The sequence below is a fragment of the Serratia sp. HRI genome, assembly GCF_010119335.3.
Classification (GTDB): domain Bacteria; phylum Pseudomonadota; class Gammaproteobacteria; order Enterobacterales; family Enterobacteriaceae; genus Serratia; species Serratia nevei.
Genome location: NZ_CP083690.1, coordinates 420,729 through 440,906 on the forward strand (window position 1 = coordinate 420,729; position 20,178 = coordinate 440,906).

A 20,178-nucleotide genomic window follows, 5' to 3' on the forward strand; every position below is an offset into this window, starting at 1 on the left:
CCGGCCTTGACCGGGATAGCGTTGCTTATTCACTGAGGGCGAAATTCCAACGTGATAATTTGGAACGCATTTTGGACCTCTGGCGTTGGCGGCTTAGGCAGACGCGCATCGGCAACCGCCTGCATGGCGGCACGGCAAAGATCCGGATCGCCTCCTTCAGTTCGAACACCGACTGGCATGCCGTCCGGCGCCAGCGTGATACGCAATGTACAGCGTTGGCCTGAGTAAGTGGCGGCGTCTTTTAAATGGCGTTGAATCTCAGCTTGCACCTGAGTCATGTAATGTAATTTTTCTTTTCCCGGCGCAGGCGTCTTTGGGTCACCAAGGTTGGCGAAAAGATCATCGACCTCTTTATTCGCCGGATCGTTTTGGCTGGGGGCAGTGTGCTTGGCACACCCCGTTAACGTCAGCGCGGTCATCGCCGCCAATAGTATGGCGATGCCGGTTTTGTAGCCTGAATGCGTTATTATCATATCCCTGTCCTTATGGATGATTATCAGCCGAATCAACGTTGTATTCGAAAAGATCCCCGGCGCATACTTATACAGAATTAACGCCAAACCACCAGAGACATTGTTAGTATCAAGCATCGGCATGCGGAGTATCTTGGGCCGATGATGACATGAAGCCATAGCACCCTCACCGGGCAGTACGTCTGCGAACCCTGACCTATCGATAACTTTGTTATCCGAACGATCAATCACCCCATCAATAAATTAAGAAATTCTTAATTTTTATCGCATTAAAAGCGTTTCAACGCTAGCAATCTGGAGATTCTGCCTATACTTACTTTCCTGCTATTAAATTCATTTAAGTAACCAGGATGGTAAGTATGAAAAGTAAACGACTCTTTGCCGCGCTTCTTACTGCGACTACGGTGATGTTCATAGCGGGCTGCGCTTCCAATCAGGCGATCAAAACAACGGATGGCAAGACCATTGTCACCGACGGCAAGCCTCAGGTCGATAAAGATACCGGGTTAGTCTCCTATCGAAATGCAGAAACGGGCAAAACGGAACAAATCAATCGAGACCAAATTGCAAACATGAGTGAGTTGGATAACTAAAAGGAGCTACAAATGAAAAAAACGCTTGTTCTTCCCGCGATCGCCCTGATTGCCATCGCCGCACTGTCAGGCTGCACACGCACCAGCTACGCCATCCATACCCACGACGGGCGAACGCTCATCAGTGACGGCAAGCCGAAAGAAACCGCTGCCGGGTTGATCGGTTATACCGACGCCAATGGCGTTAAACAGCAAATCAACAAGACGGAAGTCAAAGAGGTTTCAGAGATCCCGCATTAAGATTTCGATAACCTTAGCCAGCTAAAACCAAGGGAGCCAATGGCTCCCTTTCTACTCAAAAAACCGGCGCGCTTGCGTGAATTTAACGATAACACCGATAAACACCTGACATTTAGCGCCAACGTTCTCAGGTTTGCCATAGGGATCTCTCCTTTCCCTGCATCAAGCAGCTATAATCCAAAAAGTGGAGTTTTTTGATAACGATAAGGAGGGAGTATGTATAAAACAATCTTGGTTCCCGTGGATATTACCGAGCCGGAATTAACACAGCAGGTCATCCCGCATGTCAACGCGCTCGCCAGGCTCGAAGACTCCCACGTCCATTTCCTGGCGGTGATCCCGTCGCGCGCCACCTACGCGGCCTTCGGCTTTGCCGCCACCGCGGCGGTAGAAACCAAAGATGAAACCATTGCGCTAGCGACCGAGGGGCTGGCAAAAGCGGCAAAACAATTCAGCGTGCCTGAAGATAGAGTGACCACGCACGTTGCCGTCGGCGATCCTAAAGATCAGATCCTGGAACTTGCTGATGCGCTTAACGCGGAGATTATTGTGATGGGTTCCAACCGCCCTTCTGCGATCACTTACCTCCTCGGCTCCAATGCCACCGCCGTTGTCCGCCACGCCAATTGCCCGGTGCTGGTCGTGCGTGAATCGGCTAACGCCGCTCGCTGAGCCTGTCCGATACCTCACTCATATTTGAACAATAAAAAACGGGAGCCCTAAGGCTCCCGCTCTCATTCAAACGCCAAACACGCTTACATGTGTTTAACGATAGCGTCGCCAAACTCTGAGCATTTCAGCAGTTTAGCGCCTTCCATCAGGCGTTCGAAGTCATAGGTCACGGTCTTGGCGGCGATGGCGCCTTCCATGCCTTTAACGATCAGGTCAGCCGCTTCGAACCAGCCCATGTGGCGCAGCATCATTTCTGCGGACAGAATGATGGAGCCTGGGTTCACTTTGTCCTGGCCGGCGTACTTCGGCGCGGTGCCGTGAGTCGCTTCGAACAGCGCGCAGTCGGAGCCGATGTTGGCGCCCGGTGCGATACCGATGCCGCCAACCTGGGCCGCCAGGGCGTCGGAGATGTAGTCGCCGTTCAGGTTCATACAGGCGATCACGTCGTATTCCGCCGGGCGCAGCAGGATCTGCTGCAGGAAGGCGTCGGCGATCACGTCTTTAACCACGATCTCTTTGCCGGTGTTCGGGTTCTTGATCTTCAGCCATGGGCCGCCGTCGATCAGCTCGCCGCCGAACTCTTCGCGCGCCAGCTCATAGCCCCAATCCTTGAAGGCACCTTCGGTGAACTTCATGATGTTGCCTTTGTGAACCAGGGTCACAGAGTCACGGTCGTTGGTGATGGCGTATTCGATCGCCGCACGCACCAGACGCTTGGTCCCTTCTTCGGAGCATGGCTTCACGCCGATACCGCACTGCTCTGGGAAGCGGATTTTCTTCACGCCCATTTCGTCGCGCAGGAACTTGATCACTTTGTCCGCTTCGGCGGAGCCGGCTTTCCACTCGATGCCGGCGTAGATGTCTTCGGCGTTTTCGCGGAAGATCACCATGTCGGTCAGCTCAGGCTGTTTCACCGGGCTTGGGGTACCCTGGTAGTAACGCACCGGGCGCAGACACACGTACAGATCCAGCTGCTGGCGCAGGGCCACGTTCAGAGAACGGATGCCGCCGCCGACCGGGGTGGTCAGGGGGCCTTTGATGGCGACGCGGTAGTCGCGGATCAGGTCCAGAGTTTCGTCCGGCAGCCACACGTCTTTACCGTAAACGTGGGTAGATTTTTCGCCGGTGTAGATTTCCATCCAGGAGATTTTACGTTCGCCGTGGTAAGCCTTTTTAACGGCCGCATCAACCACGTGGATCATGGCAGGAGTCACGTCAACGCCGATGCCGTCGCCTTCGATGAACGGGATGATCGGGTTATGAGGAACAACCAGTTTACCCTGGGCGTCAACCGTGATTTTTTTACCTTCTGCCGGAACAACTACTTTGCTTTCCATCAACCTCTCCTTCAAGCGCAATTTTGTTAATGCTTTGTAAGATGCGTGTAGATACTACTTGAATATTCGGTCCGCGCCAATCCGAAACGGATTCGGTTATAATGCGCTTATCATCCGTAATCTCAACTGTTATGAAAAAATTCTCTGTTAGAAATCACAACGTTAAACGATTCAGCAAGCCGAATGCCGCCAAACCCGCCGCGCCGAAAGGGCCGCGCCGAATTGTGTTATTCAACAAGCCCTTCGACGTGTTGCCGCAGTTCACCGACGAAGCCGGCCGCGCCACGCTGAAAGAGTACATCCCCTTCCCCGACGTTTACGCCGCCGGGCGCCTGGATCGCGACAGCGAAGGGCTGCTGGTGCTGACCAACGACGGCCAGCTGCAGGCGCAGCTCACCCAGCCGGGGAAGCGCACCGGCAAAATCTATTATGTGCAGGTCGAGGGCGCGCCGCAGGAGAGCGATCTGGCGCCATTGCGCAGCGGCGTCACGCTGAAAGACGGCCCCACGCTGCCCGCCGGGGTGGAGTTGGTGGCCGAGCCGCAGTGGCTGTGGCCGCGCAACCCACCGATCCGCGAACGTAAATCCATCCCCACTTGCTGGCTGAAAATCACCCTGTATGAAGGGCGAAACCGCCAGGTGCGTCGTATGACGGCGCATATCGGGTTCCCTACCCTGCGCCTGATTCGCTACAGTATGGGTAATCTTTCGCTGGGTTCACTGCAGCCTGGTGAATGGAAAAGCATCGATTCTCTGTAGACCGATAACCGATGGAGGCGCCATGAAATACACGCCGATCGCGCTACTGCTCGCCGCTCTGGCGGCCCCGTTCGCCGCCCAGGCCGCCAGCTTCGACTGCGCCAAGGCGGCAAACCGCGATGAGCAAGCCATCTGCGCCAACCGCACGCTGAACGATCTGGATGTGCAAATGGCCACCAAGTACCAATTCCTGCGCGGCCTGTTCGCCATGGGCGCGCGTGGCGCGATGCAGGACAGCCAGCAGGCCTGGCTGGCAAAACGCCAGCGGTGCGGCGGCGATACCGCCTGCCTGCTGCAAAGCTACCGCACCCGCATCGCCGAACTGGACGACATCTACCAGCGCATCGACAAACCGCTGTAAGGAGAGCGCATGTTCAAACCGCACGTCACCGTGGCCTGCGTAGTGCACGCCGCCGGCAAATTTTTGGTGGTCGAAGAGACCATCAACGGCAAAGCGCTGTGGAACCAGCCGGCCGGCCACCTCGAGGCCGACGAGACGCTGGTACAGGCTGCCGAACGCGAGCTGTGGGAAGAGACAGGCATCCGCGCCACGCCTCAGGCGTTCCTGCGCCTGCACCAGTGGATCGCGCCGGATCGCACGCCGTTCCTGCGTTTTTGCTTCGTTATCGAGCTGGAACAGCCGCTGCCGACCGAGCCGCACGACAGCGACATCGATCGCTGCCTGTGGCTGAGCGCCGACGAGATTTTGCAGGCGCCCAACCTGCGTTCCGCACTGGTGGCGGAGAGCATTCGCAGCTACCAGCAGCCGGAGCGCTACCCGCTGTCACTGGTCGGCAGCTTCGCCTGGCCGTTTTAAGGGCGCCGGGCAGCACAAGATGAACAGTGCGCCGGCGCGGCCAACGTGGTAAAATCCTGCGCTTGTTTTTATCAGCACGGTTCGTGTTCAAGTTCGTGAGATCCCCATGTCAGACAACAGCCAGAAAAAAGTAATCGTCGGTATGTCCGGCGGCGTCGACTCTTCCGTTACCGCCTATCTGTTACAGCAACAGGGCTATCAGGTCGCTGGGCTGTTCATGAAGAACTGGGAAGAAGACGACGACGAAGAGTACTGCTCCGCCGCGACCGATCTGGCCGACGCGCAAGCGGTCTGCGACAAGCTGGGCATCGAACTGCACACGGTGAACTTTGCGGCGGAATACTGGGACAACGTGTTTGAGCTGTTCCTGGAAGAGTACAAGGCCGGCCGCACGCCGAACCCGGACATCCTGTGCAATAAAGAGATCAAATTCAAAGCCTTCCTGGAGTTTGCCGCCGAAGATCTGGGGGCCGATTTTATCGCCACCGGCCACTACGTGCGCCGCCAGGACGTGGACGGCAAGAGCCGCCTGCTGCGCGGCGTCGACGGTAACAAAGATCAGAGCTACTTCCTCTACACCCTGAGCCACGAGCAGGTGGCGCAGAGCCTGTTCCCGGTCGGCGAGCTGGAGAAGCCGGAGGTGCGCCGCATCGCCGAGCAGCTGGAGCTGGTCACCGCCAAGAAGAAAGACTCCACCGGCATCTGCTTTATCGGCGAGCGCAAGTTCCGTGACTTCCTCGGCCGCTACCTGCCGGCGCAGCCGGGCCCGATCGTCAGCGTTGACGGCCAGACCGTCGGCGAACACCAGGGCCTGATGTATCACACCCTGGGCCAGCGCAAAGGGCTGGGCATCGGCGGCCTGAAAGACAGCAGCGAAGATCCGTGGTACGTGGTGGATAAAGACGTGGCCAACAACGTACTGGTGGTCGCACAGGGGCACGATCATCCGCGCCTGATGTCCGTCGGCCTTATCGCACAGCAGCTGCACTGGGTGGATCGCCTGCCGCTGAGCGGCACGTTCCGCTGCACGGTGAAGACCCGCTATCGCCAGCAGGATATCCCTTGCACCGTGACCCCGCTCGACGACGAACGCATCGAAGTGCGTTTCGACGAACCGGTCTCCGCCGTCACCCCCGGCCAGTCGGCGGTGTTCTACCAGGGCGAAATCTGCCTCGGCGGCGGCATCATCGAACAGCGCCTGGCGTAACTGCCCGGCAAAAGAAAAACGCTGCGTTTACCGCAGCGTTTTTTTTATTCAGAATTCCACCTGCGCCCCCAGCTCGATCACCCGGTTCGGCGGGATTTCGAACAGGTCCGGCGCCCGTAGCGCGTTGCGCTGCAACAGCTGGAACACCTTGCCGCGAATGCGCAAATACCAGGGCCGTTTGCCCAGCACCAGCGTATCGCGCGACATGAAGAACGAGGTCTCGTTCATGGTGAAGCTCATCCCTTCCAGGCCGCAGCGGTAAAGGATGTCCGTCACGTTGGGCGTTTCGCGCCAGCCGTAGCTCGCCACCACCCGCCAAAAGCTCGCCGACAGCTGTTCGATCGCCACCCGCTGCACGTTGTGCACGTACGGCATGTCGGTGGTGACGATGGTCAGCAGCACCACGCGCTCATGCAGCACCTTGTTGTGCTTCAGGTTGTGCAACAGCACCAGTGGTACCGCGTGCGGCGTGCGTTCCATAAACACGGCGGTGCCCGGCACCCGCTTCGGCGGCGCCTTCTCCAGCGACTCGATCAGCGCGGTCAGCCCTTCCTGGTTGTCGCGCAGCCGGCGGATCAGGCGCGAACGCTCGGTCTTCCAGGTCAGCATGATCAGCAGAATGGTCAGCCCGAGCGCCACCGGTAGCCAGCCGCCGGTCGCCAGCTTGATCAGGTTGGCGCCGAACAGCGGCACGTCGATGCACAGCATGACAACCAACATCAGTCCGCCCAGCGCACGCGGCCAGCCCCAGTTTTTCACCGCCACGATGCTCAGCAAAATCGACGACAGCAGCATGGTGCCGGTCACCACGATGCCGTAAGCCGAGGCCAGGTTGCCGGAGTGTTTGAAGCTGATGATCACGATCAGCACCGCCGCGAACAGCAGCCAGTTTACCACCGGAATGTAAATCTGCCCGGACTCCTGATCGGAGGTATAAATGATGCGCATCGGCGGCAGGTAGCCCAGCCGCACCGCCTGGCGCGTCAGCGAGAACACGCCGGAGATCACCGCCTGCGAGGCGATGACCGTCGCCAGCGTGGCGATCACCAGCAGCGGGATCAGCGCCCAGGTCGGCGCCAGCAGGAAGAACGGGTTGTTGATCGCCGCCGGATTAGCCAGCAGCAGCGCCCCCTGGCCGAAGTAGTTCAACACCAGCGACGGCGCCACCAGGGTAAACCACGCCAGGCGGATCGGCTTTTTACCGAAGTGGCCCATATCGGCGTACAGCGCTTCGGCGCCGGTCACCGACAGCACCACCATGCCCAGCGCAAAGAACGATACCGTCTTGTACTCGAGGAAGAAATTCACCGCCCAGTAAGGGTTCAACGCCCGCAGCACACCGGGGTGATGCAAAATGCCACCGATGCCCAGCAGCGCCAATGTCAGGAACCAGATCACCATCGCCGGCGCGAACAGCTTGCCGACGCTGCCGGTGCCGTGTTTTTGGATCGCAAACAGCGCGGTCAGCACCAGCAGCGAGAGCGGCACGATAAAGCGGTCCAGCTCGGGGGCGATAATCTGCAGCCCCTCGATGGCCGAGAGCACCGAAATGGCCGGGGTGATCACCCCATCACCATAAAAAAAGCTGCCGCCCACCAGCCCGATCAGCACCGCCGCCGGCACCCAGCGCGCATCCAGCTTGCGGATCGCCAGCGACATCAGCGTCAGGATCCCCCCCTCGCCGTCGTTGTCGGCGCGCATCACGAAACAAATGTATTTAATTGACACCACCAGCGTCAGCAGCCAGAAGATCAGCGACAGAAAGCCGTAGATCGAGGCCGGCGTCATGGTGATGCCCTCCTCTGCCGTCAGGCATTCGCGCAGAGTGTACAGCGGGCTGGTGCCGATATCGCCGTACACCACGCCGATGGCCGCCAGCGTCACCGCCGGCAGCGGCTGCTTGTTTTTTACGTGCATATAAAGGTCTTTATTTGAGGGCTCACGTTGGCAGTATAGATGCAGCCGCCGCACTTTATTTGCCGCCGCAACAATATGTTCGCGTCGCTACGCCGGAGATTTTCGGCTCCTATTTGCACAGTTCTGCGCCGCACGGCGCCTCCGCCTCGTTACGGGCGTATTAGACGCTGGGTTTACCCTCGATTTTGTGGCATGATCCGCGGCATTCGTTGTCATCGTTGTTACAGCCACGCCCGATCGTTCCCGTTCGCGGCCGCCGCCGTTATCCTGGCGATACACACAACCTTATGCAGTAAGCCATGTACCGTTCACAGCGTTTACAGGAGTAATCGTGGCGAAGAATTATTATGACATCACGCTGGCCATGGCGGGTATCAGCCAGGCGGCGCGTTTGGTTCAGCAGTTGGCCCATGAAGGGCAATGCAACCGCGAAGCCTTTCAAACCTCGCTGAAAAGCCTGCTGCAGATGGACCCGCCCTCCACGCTGGCGGTGTTCGGCGGTGAAGAACGCAATTTGATGGTCGGCCTCGAAACCCTGATGGGCGTGCTTAACGCCAACAACAAAGGGCCGGGTGCGGAACTGACCCGCTACACCATCAGCCTGATGGTGCTGGAGCGCAAGCTTAACGCCAACAAACCGGCGATGAACACGCTCGGCGAACGCCTCGGCCAGCTCGAGCGCCAGCTGGCGCACTTCGATCTTGAGTCGGACACCATCATCAGCGCGCTGGCCGGCATTTACGTCGACGTGGTCAGCCCGCTCGGGCCGCGCATCCAGGTGACCGGCTCGCCGGCAATCTTGCAGAACCCGCAGGTGCAGGCTAAGGTTCGCGCCACGCTGCTGGCCGGCATTCGCGCCGCCGTGCTGTGGCAACAGGTCGGCGGCAGCCGCCTGCAGTTAATGTTTTCCCGTAATCGTCTGTTCAAACAGGCGCAAAATATCGTTGCTCATTGTTAATCGATCCCAGGAGTTGCTACCGATGGAATTATCCTCACTGACCGCCGTTTCCCCCGTTGATGGACGCTACGGTGATAAAGTCAGCGCACTGCGCCCCATTTTCAGCGAATACGGTCTGCTGAAATTCCGCGTACAGGTTGAAGTACGTTGGCTGCAAAAACTGGCGGCCTGCGCAGAAATCAAGGAAGTTCCCGCTTTTGACGCCGACGCAAACGCTTTCCTCGACAAAATCGTCGCGGAATTCAATGAAGAAGACGCTCAGCGCATCAAAACCATCGAGCGCACCACCAACCACGACGTGAAAGCGGTCGAGTATTTCCTGAAGGAAAAAGTGGCGGCGGTGCCTGCGCTGCACGCGGTGTCCGAGTTCATCCACTTCGCCTGCACCTCCGAAGACATCAACAACCTGTCGCACGCGCTGATGCTGCAAAGCGCCCGTCAGGACGTGGTGTTGCCATACTGGCGCAAAATCATCGACGCGCTGAAAGGGCTGGCGCTGGAATACCGCGATATTCCGCTGCTGTCGCGCACCCACGGCCAGCCGGCGACCCCGTCGACCGTCGGCAAAGAGTTCGCCAACGTGGCTTACCGCATGGAGCGCCAATACCGCCAGCTGGAGCGCGTGGAGATCATGGGTAAAATCAACGGCGCGGTCGGCAACTATAACGCCCACATCGTCGCTTACCCGGAAGTGGACTGGCACCAGTTCAGCGAGGCGTTCGTGACCTCGCTCGGCATCACCTGGAACCCGTACACCACCCAGATCGAGCCGCATGACTACATCGCCGAGCTGTTCGACTGCGTAGCGCGTTTCAACACCATCCTGATCGACTTCGACCGCGACATCTGGGGCTACATCGCCCTGAACCACTTCAAGCAGAAGACCATCGCCGGCGAAATCGGCTCTTCCACCATGCCGCACAAGGTCAACCCGATCGACTTCGAAAACTCCGAAGGCAACCTGGGCCTGGCCAACGCCGTGCTGGGCCACCTGGCGGGTAAACTGCCGGTGTCCCGCTGGCAGCGCGACCTGACCGACTCCACCGTGCTGCGTAACCTGGGCGTGGGCCTGGGCTACGCGCTGATCGCCTATCAGGCCACCCTGAAAGGCATCAGCAAGCTGGAGGTGAACCAAGCGCACCTGCTGGACGAACTGGATCACAACTGGGAAGTGCTGGCCGAGCCGATCCAGACCGTGATGCGCCGCTACGGTATCGAGAAGCCATACGAGAAGCTGAAAGAGCTGACCCGCGGCAAACGCGTGGACGCCGCCGGCATGCAGGCGTTCATCGATGGCCTGGCGCTGCCGGAAGAAGAGAAAACCCGTCTGAAGGCGATGACCCCGGCCAACTACATCGGCCGCGCCACTACCATGGTCGACGAGCTGAAGTAAGCGCTTTAGCCCGATAAAAAGGCGGCCCCTGGGCCGCCTTTTTGCTTATCATTCGCCGCGCAACACCTGCAGCCTGGCTATCTGCCGCCCCTGCGCATCGAAGTTGTCCGCGCTCAGCCAGCGCGCCAGCGCCTGACGCACCGCCGGCCAACGGTCGGCGGTGATGGCGAACCAGTCGGTATCCCGGCTGCGCCCCTTGACGATCACCGCGAAGCGGAAGTTGCCCTCGTAGCGAAAACCGAAGCGCAGCGCGGCTTGGCGCGACGGCGCGTTATGGCTGTCGCACTTCCACTCGCAGCGGCGGTAGCCCAGCGTGTCGAAGGCGTAGCGCAGCAGCAGTGCGATGGCTTCGGTGGCGCTGGAGCGCTGTTTCATCAACGGCGACCAGCTGACGTGGCCGATCTCCAGCACGCCGTTGGCCTCGTCGATGCGCATCAGCGCCACCGTGCCCACCGGCGCGTCGCTGGCGGCGTCGAACACCGTCAGATTGACCAGCGCCGGGTTGGCCTGCAGCGTCTCCAGATGTTGCAGCATCGCCGCCGGCGTATCGGGCCGTTCGATAGACAGATAGGTCCAGTCGCGGCCGTCCGGCGCCAGTTGAAACGCCTCGAACAGCGCGGCGTAATCCCGCTGCGGCTCGAGCGGCGCCAGCGAGCAGAAACGCCCGCCGAGCGTCGCGCCGCCCGGGCGGCGAGCCGGCTGCCAATCCGGCATCGGTTCGCCAACCGGCTGACCATAACGATTCATTGCCATACACGCCTCCTGCAGTTAACGGGTATAAACGATAAACGAGCTTCTTCTGCCGATTTTGTCGTACAGCGAGCGCGCCGGCGCGTTGTACTCCTGGGTCATCCAATAGACCCGATCGCTGCCGCGTGCCTCCGCCAGCCGATACGCCTGTTCGAACAGCTTTTCCGACACCTTGCGGCCGCGCGCCTGCGGCGACACATAGAGATCTTCGATATAACAATAGCCGACCGCGCTCCAGGTGGACGGATGAAACACCAGGTTCATCAGCCCCAGCAGCCGGCCCTCGGCATCCTCCGCCACCAGCCCGTACACCTGTTCATCCTGCCCCAGGCGTTCGAAGGTGCGATCGGTCACCTGCGGCGCCACGTCGGCGCGGTAAAAATCGAGATAGCCCTGCCACAGCGCCAGCCATTGCGCTTTGTCGTCGCCATTGATTCTGCGGATAGTCACTTCAGGGTTGGATAGGTTCATAGCGCCTCACGGAGTAAGATATTATTTCCATTAGGGAAATAATCGGATAGCGGCAGAATACACCGCGCGGCGGCGGTCTAATACGGACCAATCAAAAACGCAGAGCAGACCAATTTTAACCGTCGCTTGCCACCGGCAGCGCGCTGAACACCTGGGCCAGCGTGGTGATAAAGCGCACGATCTCATCCGGCGTATAGGCCGAGAAGCCGAGCACCAACGCCCCACGCTGCGGCGTGCCGGTGTAGAAGTCCGCCAGGCCGTACAGCCGAATCCCTCGCTCAGCGGCCGCCACCACCAGCCGCCGCTCCGTCGCCGCATCCGCCAACGGACAAACCAGCTGCAGCCCGCCCTGCGGCAGCGCCGGACGCGTCCAGGCCGCCAGGTGACGATGCACCGCGTCGTACAGCGCGTCCAGCCGCGCCTTGTACAGCGTGCGCATATTGCGCAGATGCTCGGCGTAGCTCCCCTCGTGCAGGAAGTGGAACAGCGTCATCTGCGCCAGCGCCGACGTGTAGCCGTCCTGAAACTGCCTGGCGGCGACCAATGGCCGCACCAGCTGCGGCGGCGCGATCATGAAACCGATGCGCAGCCCCGGAAACAGCGTCTTGCTGAAGGTGCCGAGGTACAGCGTGCGCCCGCCGCCGTCCAACCCCTGCAGCGCCGCCTTGGTTTGCCGGTCGTAGTTGAACTCGGCGTCGTAATCGTCTTCGATGATCCAGGCTCGCTGCCGCTGCGCCCACTGCAACAGTGCCAGCCGCCGATCGAGGCTCAGCGAATACCCCAGCGGGTAGTGATGGGACGGCGTGATATACACGCCCCGTCCGCCGCCCGAGGCCTGCATTAGCTGCCCGACATCCAGCCCCTGCTCGTCGATGCCGATCGGCCGCGCCTGCAGCCCCGCCGACTGCACCAGCTTTTTCGCCCCCTGGTAACCCGGCTCTTCGACGAACACCGCATCGCCGGGATCGAACAGCACCTGGGTACACAGCGCCAGCGCCTGCTGAGAGCTGGTCACTACGATCACCTGCTCCGCCGTCGCCTTGACGCCCCGCTCCCGCTGCAAGTAGTGCGCGATCTCCGCGCGCAGCTCCGGCAACCCTTGCGGATCGGCATACCCCAACAGCCGCTCGCCATGCTGCCGCAGCACCTGCTTCTCCCGCTGCAGCCACTGGTCGATGGGAAACGCCCGCAGATCCGCCAGCGAAGGCGTCAGCGAAGCCTGGCGGCTGGTGTGCGGCGTATGGCGGACCGCCAGCAGCGCCCGGCCGCGGTCGCTCAGCTCGCGCTCCGCCAGCCGCGCCTCTTGCCCCGTCGCCGTCGCCAGCAGTTCGCGGCCGAGCAACGTGTCGCAGCGATAGCGCACAAAGCTGCCGCGCCCCACCGTTCGGCTGATGAACCCTTCCGCCTCCAGCCGAGCGTAGGTCTGTTCCACCGTGTCGCGCGCCACCGCCAGCCGGGCCGCCAACACACGGCTTGGCGGCAGCTTCGTCCGCCAGGGCAGTTCTCCGGCGGCAATCAGCTGCAACAGGGCCTGATGCAGCGCCGAACGCCGGGTCAGGCCTTGCCGGCGCTGCTGCGCAAAGGCGGACAGGATCGCCGTGTCGTCCGCGTGTCGTGGGGTGTCGCTCATGGGGGTATTTCTCCTGGCTCTGGGGCCGACGCACTACTCTACCTCATTTCGCTCCGGCGGCGGCAGTTGCGCTGCCCGGCGAAATCCCCTTAAATAAGCCATCGCATTGCGGCTACAGGACTTCCGTCGGCTATGAGCAAGGAGACCAACCAGCGTCTGCTGGACAAACTGCAGCAGGATCTGGCCAGCGCGGGCGCGATGCCGCTGTATTTGCGCTTCAACGCCTCGGTGCGCCAGGCCATCGAACAAGGGTTGCTGAATTCGGGGGATTTTTTGCCGAGCGAACGCCTGTTCACCGAACGGCTCGGCATCTCGCGCATCACGGTGCGCAAAGCGCTGGCCTGCCTCGAACAGGATGGCATCATCGGCCGTTCGCGCGGTTACGGCACCTTTATCCAACCGCAACGGCCCGAGCCGAAGCTGTTCTATTCATTGGCGGACGTCAAAGGATTCTCGCGCGAGGTGATACAGCAGGGGCGCCGGCCGGACACCCAGTGGATCAGCCGCGAGCGGATGCCCGCCGGCGCTGAACTGGCTGAAAAGCTCCAGCTGGCGGCCGGTACGCCGATCTACCAACTCAAACGCATTCACTTGATCGATCGGCGGCCAATGTCGGTGGCGGTGTCCTACGTGGTGGTGACGGCAATTGCCAACGTCGACGAGATCGGCATTTCGCTGTACGACTACTTCCGGCGCAATAAGGTTGAGATGGGATCGCTGCGCAGCCAGGTCAGCGCGGCGATGGCCGACGACGATATCCGTCAGGCGCTGCGGCTCTCGGAGCCGATGCCGCTGCTGATCGTGCGCCAGACGCTGTTCGACCACCATAAAAAGCCGATCGAATACAGCGAAAGCTTCTGCCGCAGCGACATGTACGAGTTTACCAGCGAAAGCTGATCCGTTGCGTCACGCGGTCGCTTACGCCTCGCCCTGTCGGCGGCGGCGAAAACGCGCGAACGCCTGAACGTAAGCCTCGATATCCAGCGGATTCACCCGTTTTAACTCCGCCAGCAATCCGGGTTCGATCGCTTCTGCGCCGTGCAGCGCGCCGCAAATCGCGGTGGCCATCGCGCCGATGGTGTCGGTGTCACCGCCCAGGTTGGCGCACAGCACGGCGCACCGGGTCGGATCGGTTTGCGCCAGCTGCACCATCGCCAGCGCCGCGGGCACCGACTCGATGGTGCTCACCCCGGCGCCGATCAGCTGATACACCCGTTCGGAGGCCTGCTCGGTGTCAGCGGCTTCATCCACCACCTGAAACGCCAGTTCGATGCGCGCCGCCAGCGAAGGGCTGAACGTCGTTTCCTGCCGGCGCTGGGCATACTCCGCCACCTCCGGCAACGCCAGGCGAATCGAGGCCCATTGTGCCCCCTCCACCGCCCGCGCGACGGCCCAGGCGATCGCCACTGCACCGGCGACGGCGATGTCGGATTTGTGCGTCGGGCTGGAGGCCAGCCACACCTGCCGGTAGAAATCCTCCAGCGGCGCGGAAGGCAGCACGCAGCCCAAAGGCGAAATGCGCATCGCCGCACCGTTGGTGATGCCGTTGTTTTCCAACTCGGCGATCGGCGTGCCCGCTTTCTGCTCGCTCAGCGCCAGTTTGGAACTGGGGCCGAGAATGTTCTTGTTGAAGGCGTCAAAACCGTCCACCCAGCGGATCACGTTGCGGGCAATCAGTTCCGGCACCACCTCGCCTTCCGCTTCCAGCAGCGCATCGGCCAACGCCAATGCCATCGCTGTATCGTCGGTATATTGCCCGGCCTTGAAGTAGCAGGCGGCGGTGTTCTCCTGCGGCCCATCGAGAAAGCCGTCTATCCAGCCGAAGTAGCGCTTAACCCGCTCGCGCGGCCACAGCTCGGAAGGCATGCCGAGCGCGTCGCCCAGCATCTGTCCGTAAAGTGCGCCCGCTATGCGTTCTGCCTGGGTTAACTGCTTCATCCGTCGCTCCTGAAAAGTGTGCCGATACATCAACAATACCTTATTAGTACCTTTAAAACTTTTCAAGCGATCCGGTTCACCCTTCCGCCTGCCGGCAATGCCCACCGCGTTTAAGGTGCGTTTAACGTTGCCCCGCCGCTGTTTATCCGACGTTTATCAGAGCTTGCCAATAATGTCAGCGAACAAATTGATAACGCTTATTTTAATACATTGCTTCGGCTCTCTTGCGGGCCGAGCGGGTTATACCTACCATAACCTCAGCATTTTTTGCCAAAATGGTTCAGGTGGCCGCGTTATCCCCTGACACGCCGCAGAGCGTGTTCCCTTTTATCGCGTGGGTGACAGGACGTTCACCCGCACAGTCACAGGAGTTCGCCATGCGAGTACTGGTTGTTGAAGATAATGGTTTGCTGCGCCACCACCTCTCCGTTCAGATGCGCGAGATGGGCCATCAGGTCGACGCGGCCGAAGACGCCAAGGAAGCCGATTACTTCCTGCAGGAACACGCGCCGGATATCGCCATCGTCGATCTCGGCCTGCCGGGTGAAGACGGCCTGAGCCTGATCCGCCGCTGGCGCGCGCACCAGACCAAGCTGCCGATCCTGGTGCTGACCGCCCGCGAAAGCTGGCAGGACAAAGTGGCGGTGCTGGAAGCCGGCGCCGACGACTATGTAACCAAACCGTTCCACCTGGAAGAAGTGATCGCCCGCATGCAGGCGCTGATGCGCCGCAACAGCGGCCTGGCTTCGCAGGTGATCGTGCTGCCGCCGTTCCAGATCGATCTGTCGCGCCGCGAACTGAGCGTTAACGATCGGCAAATCAAGCTGACCGCTTTTGAATACACCATCATCGAGACCCTGATCCGCAACGCCGGCAAGGTGGTGAGCAAGGATTCGTTGATGCTGCAACTCTACCCGGACGCCGAACTGCGTGAAAGCCATACCATCGACGTGCTGATGGGCCGCTTGCGTAAAAAGGTGCAGGCGGAATACCCACATGAAGTGATCACCACGGTACGTGGCCAGGGCTATCGTTTTGACGCGAAGTGAACATGATGTTCAACAAGGATAAAAAACCGTTTTCGCTGCGCGCCCGCTTCCTGATGGCGACCGCCGGGGTGATCCTGGCGCTGTCGCTCTCTTACGGTTTGGTGGCGGTCGTCGGCTACATCGTCAGCTTCGACAAGACCGCCTTCCGCCTGCTGCGCGGCGAGAGCAACCTGTTCTTCAGCCTGGCGCAGTGGAAAGACAACAAGCTCACCATCGCCATTCCCCCCGATATCGATCTCAACTTCCCGACGCTGGTGTTTATCTACGACGATAAAGGCAACCTGCTGTGGAGCCAGCGCAACGTGCCAGAGCTGGAGAAGCTGATCAACAAGGAATGGCTGGAAGAGGCCGGCTTTTACGAAATTGATACCGATACCCGCATCAGTAGCGAAGTGCTGGGGGACAACCCCAAAGCGCAGGATCAGCTGAAGAATTATGACGATACCGATCAGAACGCGCTGGCTCACTCGGTGGCGGTCAACACCTATGCCGCCACGCCTCGCCTGCCGGCGCTGACCATCGTGGTGGTCGACAGCATTCCGCAGGAGCTGCAGCGCTCCGACGTGGTGTGGGAGTGGTTCAGCTACGTGCTGTTGGCCAACCTGCTGCTGGTGGTGCCGCTGCTGTGGCTGGCGGCCTACTGGAGCCTGCGGCCGATCAAGGCGCTGGTCAATCAGGTGGGCGAGCTGGAGAACGGCGAGCGCGATCAGCTGGATGAGAACCCGCCCAGCGAGCTGCGCGGGCTGGTGCGCAATCTGAACATTCTGGTGCGCAACGAGCGCCAGCGCTACACCAAGTATCGCACCACCCTGTCGGATCTGACCCACAGCCTGAAAACGCCGCTGGCGGTGTTGCAAAGTACCCTGCGTTCGCTGCGCAGCGGCAAACAGACCACCATCGAAGAAGCCGAGCCGATCATGCTGGATCAGATCGGGCGCATCTCACAGCAGATCGGTTACTACCTGCACCGGGCCAGCATCAACTCCGGCCAGACGGTGTTGACGCGCGAGATCCATTCGGTACCTGCGCTGCTCGACAGCCTGGTGGTGGCGCTGAACAAGGTTTATCAGCGCAAAGGGGTGGCGATCACGCTGGACATCTCGCCGGAGGTGACCTTCATGGGCGAGAAGAACGACTTTATGGAAGTGATGGGCAACGTGTTGGAAAACGCCTGCAAATACTGTCTGGAGTTCGTTGAGATCACCTCACTGCACTCCGAGAAAAACCTCACCATCGTCATCGACGACGACGGCCCGGGGATCCCGGAAAGCAAGCGCCAGCTGATCTTCCAGCGCGGCCAGCGGGTGGATACCCTGCGCCCCGGCCAGGGCCTGGGTTTGTCGGTGGCGGCGGAGATCATCGAGCAGTACGACGGCGAAATCGTCATCAGCGACAGCCCGCTCGGCGGCGCGCGCATGCAGGTCACCTTCGCCCGCCAGCACGACACCCACCACAACGAGTAAATTATGCCTCTGCGGCCCCGATCCACGGGGCCAAACTTCCGTTATAATCGCACTCAGGCTCACTCCTCTCTCCTGGAATAGAACATGGATTATCAATTAGACCTGAACTGGAACGATTTTTTGCAGCGTTATTGGCAAAAGCGCCCGGTGATTCTCAAGCGCGGCTTCAAAAACTTTATCGATCCGATCTCCCCGGATGAGCTGGCCGGACTGGCGATGGAAAACGAAGTGGACAGCCGCCTGGTCAGCCACCAGGACGGCCGTTGGCAGGTTGCGCACGGCCCCTTCGAGAGCTTCGACCACCTGAGCGAGAATAACTGGTCGCTGCTGGTGCAGGCGGTGGATCACTGGCATGAGCCTTCCGCGGCGCTGATGCGCCCGTTCCGCCAGCTGCCGGACTGGCGGATGGATGACCTGATGATCTCCTTCTCGGTGCCGGGCGGCGGCGTCGGCCCGCATCTCGATCAGTACGACGTGTTCATCATTCAGGGCACCGGCCGCCGCCGCTGGCGCGTCGGGGAAAAAACGCCGCTGAAACAGCACTGCCCGCATCCGGATCTGCTGCAGGTGGAACCGTTCGACGCCATCATCGACGAAGAGATGGAGCCGGGCGATATTCTCTACATTCCGCCGGGCTTCCCACACGAAGGCTACGCGCTGGAAAACGCGCTCAACTATTCAGTGGGCTTCCGCGCGCCGAACGGCCGCGAGCTGGTGAGCGGCTTCGCCGACTACGTGCTGGCGCGCGAACTGGGCAGCAAGCGCTACGGCGATCCGGACGTTAAACTGCGCGAACACCCGGCGGAGATCCTGCCGCAGGAAGTGGACGCCTTACGGCAGATGATGCTGGATCTGGTGCAACAGCCGGAACACTTCCAGCACTGGTTCGGCGAGTTCATCTCCCAGTCGCGCCACGAGCTGGATCTGGCGCCGCCGGAACCGCCGTATCAGGCCGGGGAAATCTACGAGCTGCTGCAACAGGGTGAAGCGCTGCAGCGCCTGGGCGGGTTGCGCGTGCTGCGCGTCGGCGATCGCTGCTTCGTCAACGGCGAGCTGATCGACACCGACCAACTGCAGGCCGCAGACGCCCTATGCCAAAACTTCAGCGTCGACGCCGCCCTGCTCGGCGACGCGGTGGACGACCCGTCGTTCCTGGCGCTGCTGACCGCGCTGGTCAACAGCGGGTATTGGTACTTTAACGACTGATTGCCGTCACGCGAACAAGCCACCCTGCCGGGTGGCTTTTTTATGCCTGGCGCGCCTGCGCGCGATAATCCGCCAGTTCCCCCGCCGCCATGCCAACCTGCTCCGCCGCCGCGCCAATCTGCCGCCACGTAGTGGCATCGATCGGGATGCCCTGCTCCAGCCGCGCTGCGCGGTTAGCCTCTTCCCACTCTCCCGGAACGGCGATCGGCTGTTCGCCGCTCGGCGGCGACGCCTTGACCCAGCCGATAAAGGCTTCGGCCTCGGCCTGCATTTGCGGGGCGTCGAAGGCCTGAGGATCGAGGATCAGGGTCGTCATGCAGTTGAAGATGGCGTCGCTGTCGGTTTTCAGCGTGGCAGCGTGGGTAGTGCGGCCGCCGGAGAGCGCGCCGCCGAGGATCTCGCACATCGCCGCCAGCGCATAGCCTTTGTGCAAGCCGAACGGCAGCAGCGAACCGAACGGCGCTTCGTGCATCACCTTCGGTTCGGTGGTGGGTTGCCCGTGTTCGTCGATCAGATAGCCCGGCGCCACCGACAGCCCTTTGTTATAGGCCACCCGGGTCTTGCCGAAGGCGATGCCGCTGGTGGCAAAATCCAACAGCAGCGGCGTGCGGTCCGGCCGCGGGAAAATGGCGCAGAACGGGTTGGTGCCGAAGCGACGATCGCTGCCGCCGAACGGCGCGACCATCGGATCGCCCACCACGTTGACGAAATGAATCGAGATAAAGCCGGCGCGGGCGCACTGTTCCGCCCAGTGGCCGATGCGGCCGATATGGTGCGCGTTATGCAGCGCCACCGCCGCCAGGCCCAGCTTGCCGGCGCGTTCAATGCCCAGCGCCATCGCTTCGCTGGCCACCACCTGACCGAAGCCGCGCGCACCGTCGAGCGTCAGCACTGCGCCGGCGTTGCGCACCACCTCGGCATGCTGATTGAGCTGCAATTGCCCCTGCGCCAGCGACGCCATGTAGCTGGGGATCATGCCGACGCCGTGCGAGTCGTGCCCGGCCAGATTGGCCTGCACCAGATGATCGGCCACCAGCTCGGCTTCACGCGCCGTGCTGCCGGCCTGGCGCCAAATCGCCTGAACGAACTGCGCCAAATGCGGGCTGGCGATACGGTATTCGGTGCTCATCATGCGGTCCTTATGCGTGGGGAATAGGCTTCCACACTATGAGCAACGCCCTGTTACGGCAAGCGATTATGCCGATCGCAAGCGTCCCGTTTTAACTACAGTATCCGCACGTTAGCTCAGGCGACAAAAAAGCGAGGGCCGCTACTTTAGCCACCCGGCATAAGGCTCGCGTTATGG

21 protein-coding genes are annotated in these 20,178 nt (G+C 60.9%); 13 read left to right on the forward strand and 8 right to left on the reverse strand.

The annotated features are described in order from the left end of the window. Positions 1–29: 29 nt before the first annotated feature. Positions 30–596: a cell envelope integrity protein TolA gene (gene tolA / locus GF111_RS02115; RefSeq protein ID WP_223294949.1), complete on the reverse strand. Its 567-nt coding sequence runs from the start codon at positions 594–596 to the stop codon at positions 30–32. 236 nt (positions 597–832) lie between these two features. On the opposite strand from tolA, the gene GF111_RS02120 reads away from it, so the two are divergent. From GF111_RS02120 to uspF, 3 genes are all read left to right on the forward strand, one after another. Continuing rightward, a complete protein-coding gene (locus GF111_RS02120; protein ID WP_038877765.1) occupies positions 833–1,066 on the forward strand; it encodes a YgdI/YgdR family lipoprotein in 234 nt (77 codons plus the stop codon). A 12-nt stretch (positions 1,067–1,078) separates the two neighbouring features. Further along, complete coding sequence (locus GF111_RS02125) at positions 1,079–1,306, forward strand: YgdI/YgdR family lipoprotein (protein WP_047727713.1); 228 nt, start codon at positions 1,079–1,081, stop codon at positions 1,304–1,306. 216 nt (positions 1,307–1,522) lie between these two features. After that, a complete protein-coding gene (gene uspF, locus GF111_RS02130; RefSeq protein ID WP_038877769.1) occupies positions 1,523–1,978 on the forward strand; it encodes a universal stress protein UspF in 456 nt (151 codons plus the stop codon). 83 nt (positions 1,979–2,061) lie between these two features. On the opposite strand, the gene icd is transcribed toward uspF, so the two are convergent. Beyond that, a complete protein-coding gene (gene icd, locus GF111_RS02135) occupies positions 2,062–3,315 on the reverse strand; it encodes an NADP-dependent isocitrate dehydrogenase (protein ID WP_015377612.1) in 1,254 nt (417 codons plus the stop codon). 131 nt (positions 3,316–3,446) lie between these two features. Here icd and rluE point away from each other — a divergent pair, with 131 nt between their 5' ends. The 4 genes from rluE to mnmA all read left to right on the forward strand — a co-directional run bounded on the left by rluE (position 3,447) and on the right by mnmA (position 6,097). Next, positions 3,447–4,073 carry a 23S rRNA pseudouridine(2457) synthase RluE gene (rluE, locus tag GF111_RS02140; protein WP_047727714.1) on the forward strand — a complete coding sequence of 209 codons (627 nt, stop codon included), beginning with the start codon at positions 3,447–3,449 and terminating at the stop codon, positions 4,071–4,073. A gap of 22 nt (positions 4,074–4,095) precedes the next feature. Next, the gene (locus GF111_RS02145; protein WP_038877774.1) at positions 4,096–4,434 is read left to right on the forward strand and encodes a lysozyme inhibitor LprI family protein; all 339 of its coding nucleotides are present in this window, start codon (positions 4,096–4,098) and stop codon (positions 4,432–4,434) included. Between the two features lie 9 nt (positions 4,435–4,443). Beyond that, positions 4,444–4,890, forward strand: a complete 447-nt coding sequence (locus GF111_RS02150) for an NUDIX hydrolase (protein ID WP_025302526.1) — start codon at positions 4,444–4,446, stop codon at positions 4,888–4,890. Positions 4,891–4,996: 106 nt separating this feature from the next. Further along, on the forward strand, positions 4,997–6,097 hold the full coding sequence (gene mnmA, locus GF111_RS02155) for a tRNA 2-thiouridine(34) synthase MnmA (RefSeq protein ID WP_060435405.1): 1,101 nt from the start codon (positions 4,997–4,999) through the stop codon (positions 6,095–6,097). A 48-nt stretch (positions 6,098–6,145) separates the two neighbouring features. Here the strand turns inward: mnmA and kup are convergent, their stop codons facing one another. After that, entirely contained in the window at positions 6,146–8,014 is a 1,869-nt protein-coding gene (gene kup / locus GF111_RS02160; protein WP_047727716.1) for a low affinity potassium transporter Kup, read from the reverse strand. 331 nt (positions 8,015–8,345) lie between these two features. On the opposite strand from kup, the gene hflD reads away from it, so the two are divergent. Both hflD and purB read left to right on the forward strand, forming a co-directional pair. After that, complete coding sequence (hflD, locus tag GF111_RS02165; RefSeq protein ID WP_038877781.1) at positions 8,346–8,972, forward strand: high frequency lysogenization protein HflD; 627 nt, start codon at positions 8,346–8,348, stop codon at positions 8,970–8,972. Between the two features lie 22 nt (positions 8,973–8,994). After that, entirely contained in the window at positions 8,995–10,365 is a 1,371-nt protein-coding gene (gene purB, locus GF111_RS02170) for an adenylosuccinate lyase (RefSeq protein ID WP_033638215.1), read from the forward strand. 48 nt (positions 10,366–10,413) lie between these two features. Here the strand turns inward: purB and GF111_RS02175 are convergent, their stop codons facing one another. The 3 genes from GF111_RS02175 to GF111_RS02185 form a co-directional block, all read right to left on the reverse strand. After that, complete coding sequence (locus GF111_RS02175) at positions 10,414–11,118, reverse strand: GNAT family N-acetyltransferase (protein WP_049273793.1); 705 nt, start codon at positions 11,116–11,118, stop codon at positions 10,414–10,416. Positions 11,119–11,133: 15 nt separating this feature from the next. Continuing rightward, entirely contained in the window at positions 11,134–11,586 is a 453-nt protein-coding gene (locus tag GF111_RS02180; RefSeq protein WP_147190727.1) for a GNAT family N-acetyltransferase, read from the reverse strand. 115 nt (positions 11,587–11,701) lie between these two features. Further along, positions 11,702–13,216 (reverse strand): PLP-dependent aminotransferase family protein, encoded by a 1,515-nt coding sequence (locus GF111_RS02185; protein WP_147190729.1) that lies wholly within the window; start codon positions 13,214–13,216, stop codon positions 11,702–11,704. 132 nt (positions 13,217–13,348) lie between these two features. Between GF111_RS02185 and GF111_RS02190 the strand changes: the two genes are divergently transcribed. Beyond that, positions 13,349–14,113 carry a GntR family transcriptional regulator gene (locus GF111_RS02190; protein ID WP_047727719.1) on the forward strand — a complete coding sequence of 255 codons (765 nt, stop codon included), beginning with the start codon at positions 13,349–13,351 and terminating at the stop codon, positions 14,111–14,113. 21 nt (positions 14,114–14,134) lie between these two features. Here GF111_RS02190 and GF111_RS02195 read toward each other — a convergent pair whose 3' ends face one another. Further along, a complete protein-coding gene (locus tag GF111_RS02195; protein ID WP_147190731.1) occupies positions 14,135–15,154 on the reverse strand; it encodes an ADP-ribosylglycohydrolase family protein in 1,020 nt (339 codons plus the stop codon). A 377-nt stretch (positions 15,155–15,531) separates the two neighbouring features. Between GF111_RS02195 and phoP the strand changes: the two genes are divergently transcribed. The 3 genes from phoP to GF111_RS02210 all read left to right on the forward strand — a co-directional run bounded on the left by phoP (position 15,532) and on the right by GF111_RS02210 (position 18,872). After that, positions 15,532–16,203, forward strand: a complete 672-nt coding sequence (gene phoP / locus GF111_RS02200) for a two-component system response regulator PhoP (RefSeq protein ID WP_025302513.1) — start codon at positions 15,532–15,534, stop codon at positions 16,201–16,203. A gap of 5 nt (positions 16,204–16,208) precedes the next feature. After that, entirely contained in the window at positions 16,209–17,666 is a 1,458-nt protein-coding gene (phoQ, locus tag GF111_RS02205; protein WP_060446746.1) for a two-component system sensor histidine kinase PhoQ, read from the forward strand. An 84-nt stretch (positions 17,667–17,750) separates the two neighbouring features. After that, positions 17,751–18,872, forward strand: coding sequence for a cupin domain-containing protein (locus GF111_RS02210; protein ID WP_055312281.1), 1,122 nt, complete (start codon positions 17,751–17,753; stop codon positions 18,870–18,872). 40 nt (positions 18,873–18,912) lie between these two features. Here the strand turns inward: GF111_RS02210 and GF111_RS02215 are convergent, their stop codons facing one another. Further along, on the reverse strand, positions 18,913–20,001 hold the full coding sequence (locus GF111_RS02215) for a malate/lactate/ureidoglycolate dehydrogenase (RefSeq protein WP_224217843.1): 1,089 nt from the start codon (positions 19,999–20,001) through the stop codon (positions 18,913–18,915). Positions 20,002–20,178: the final 177 nt, after the last annotated feature.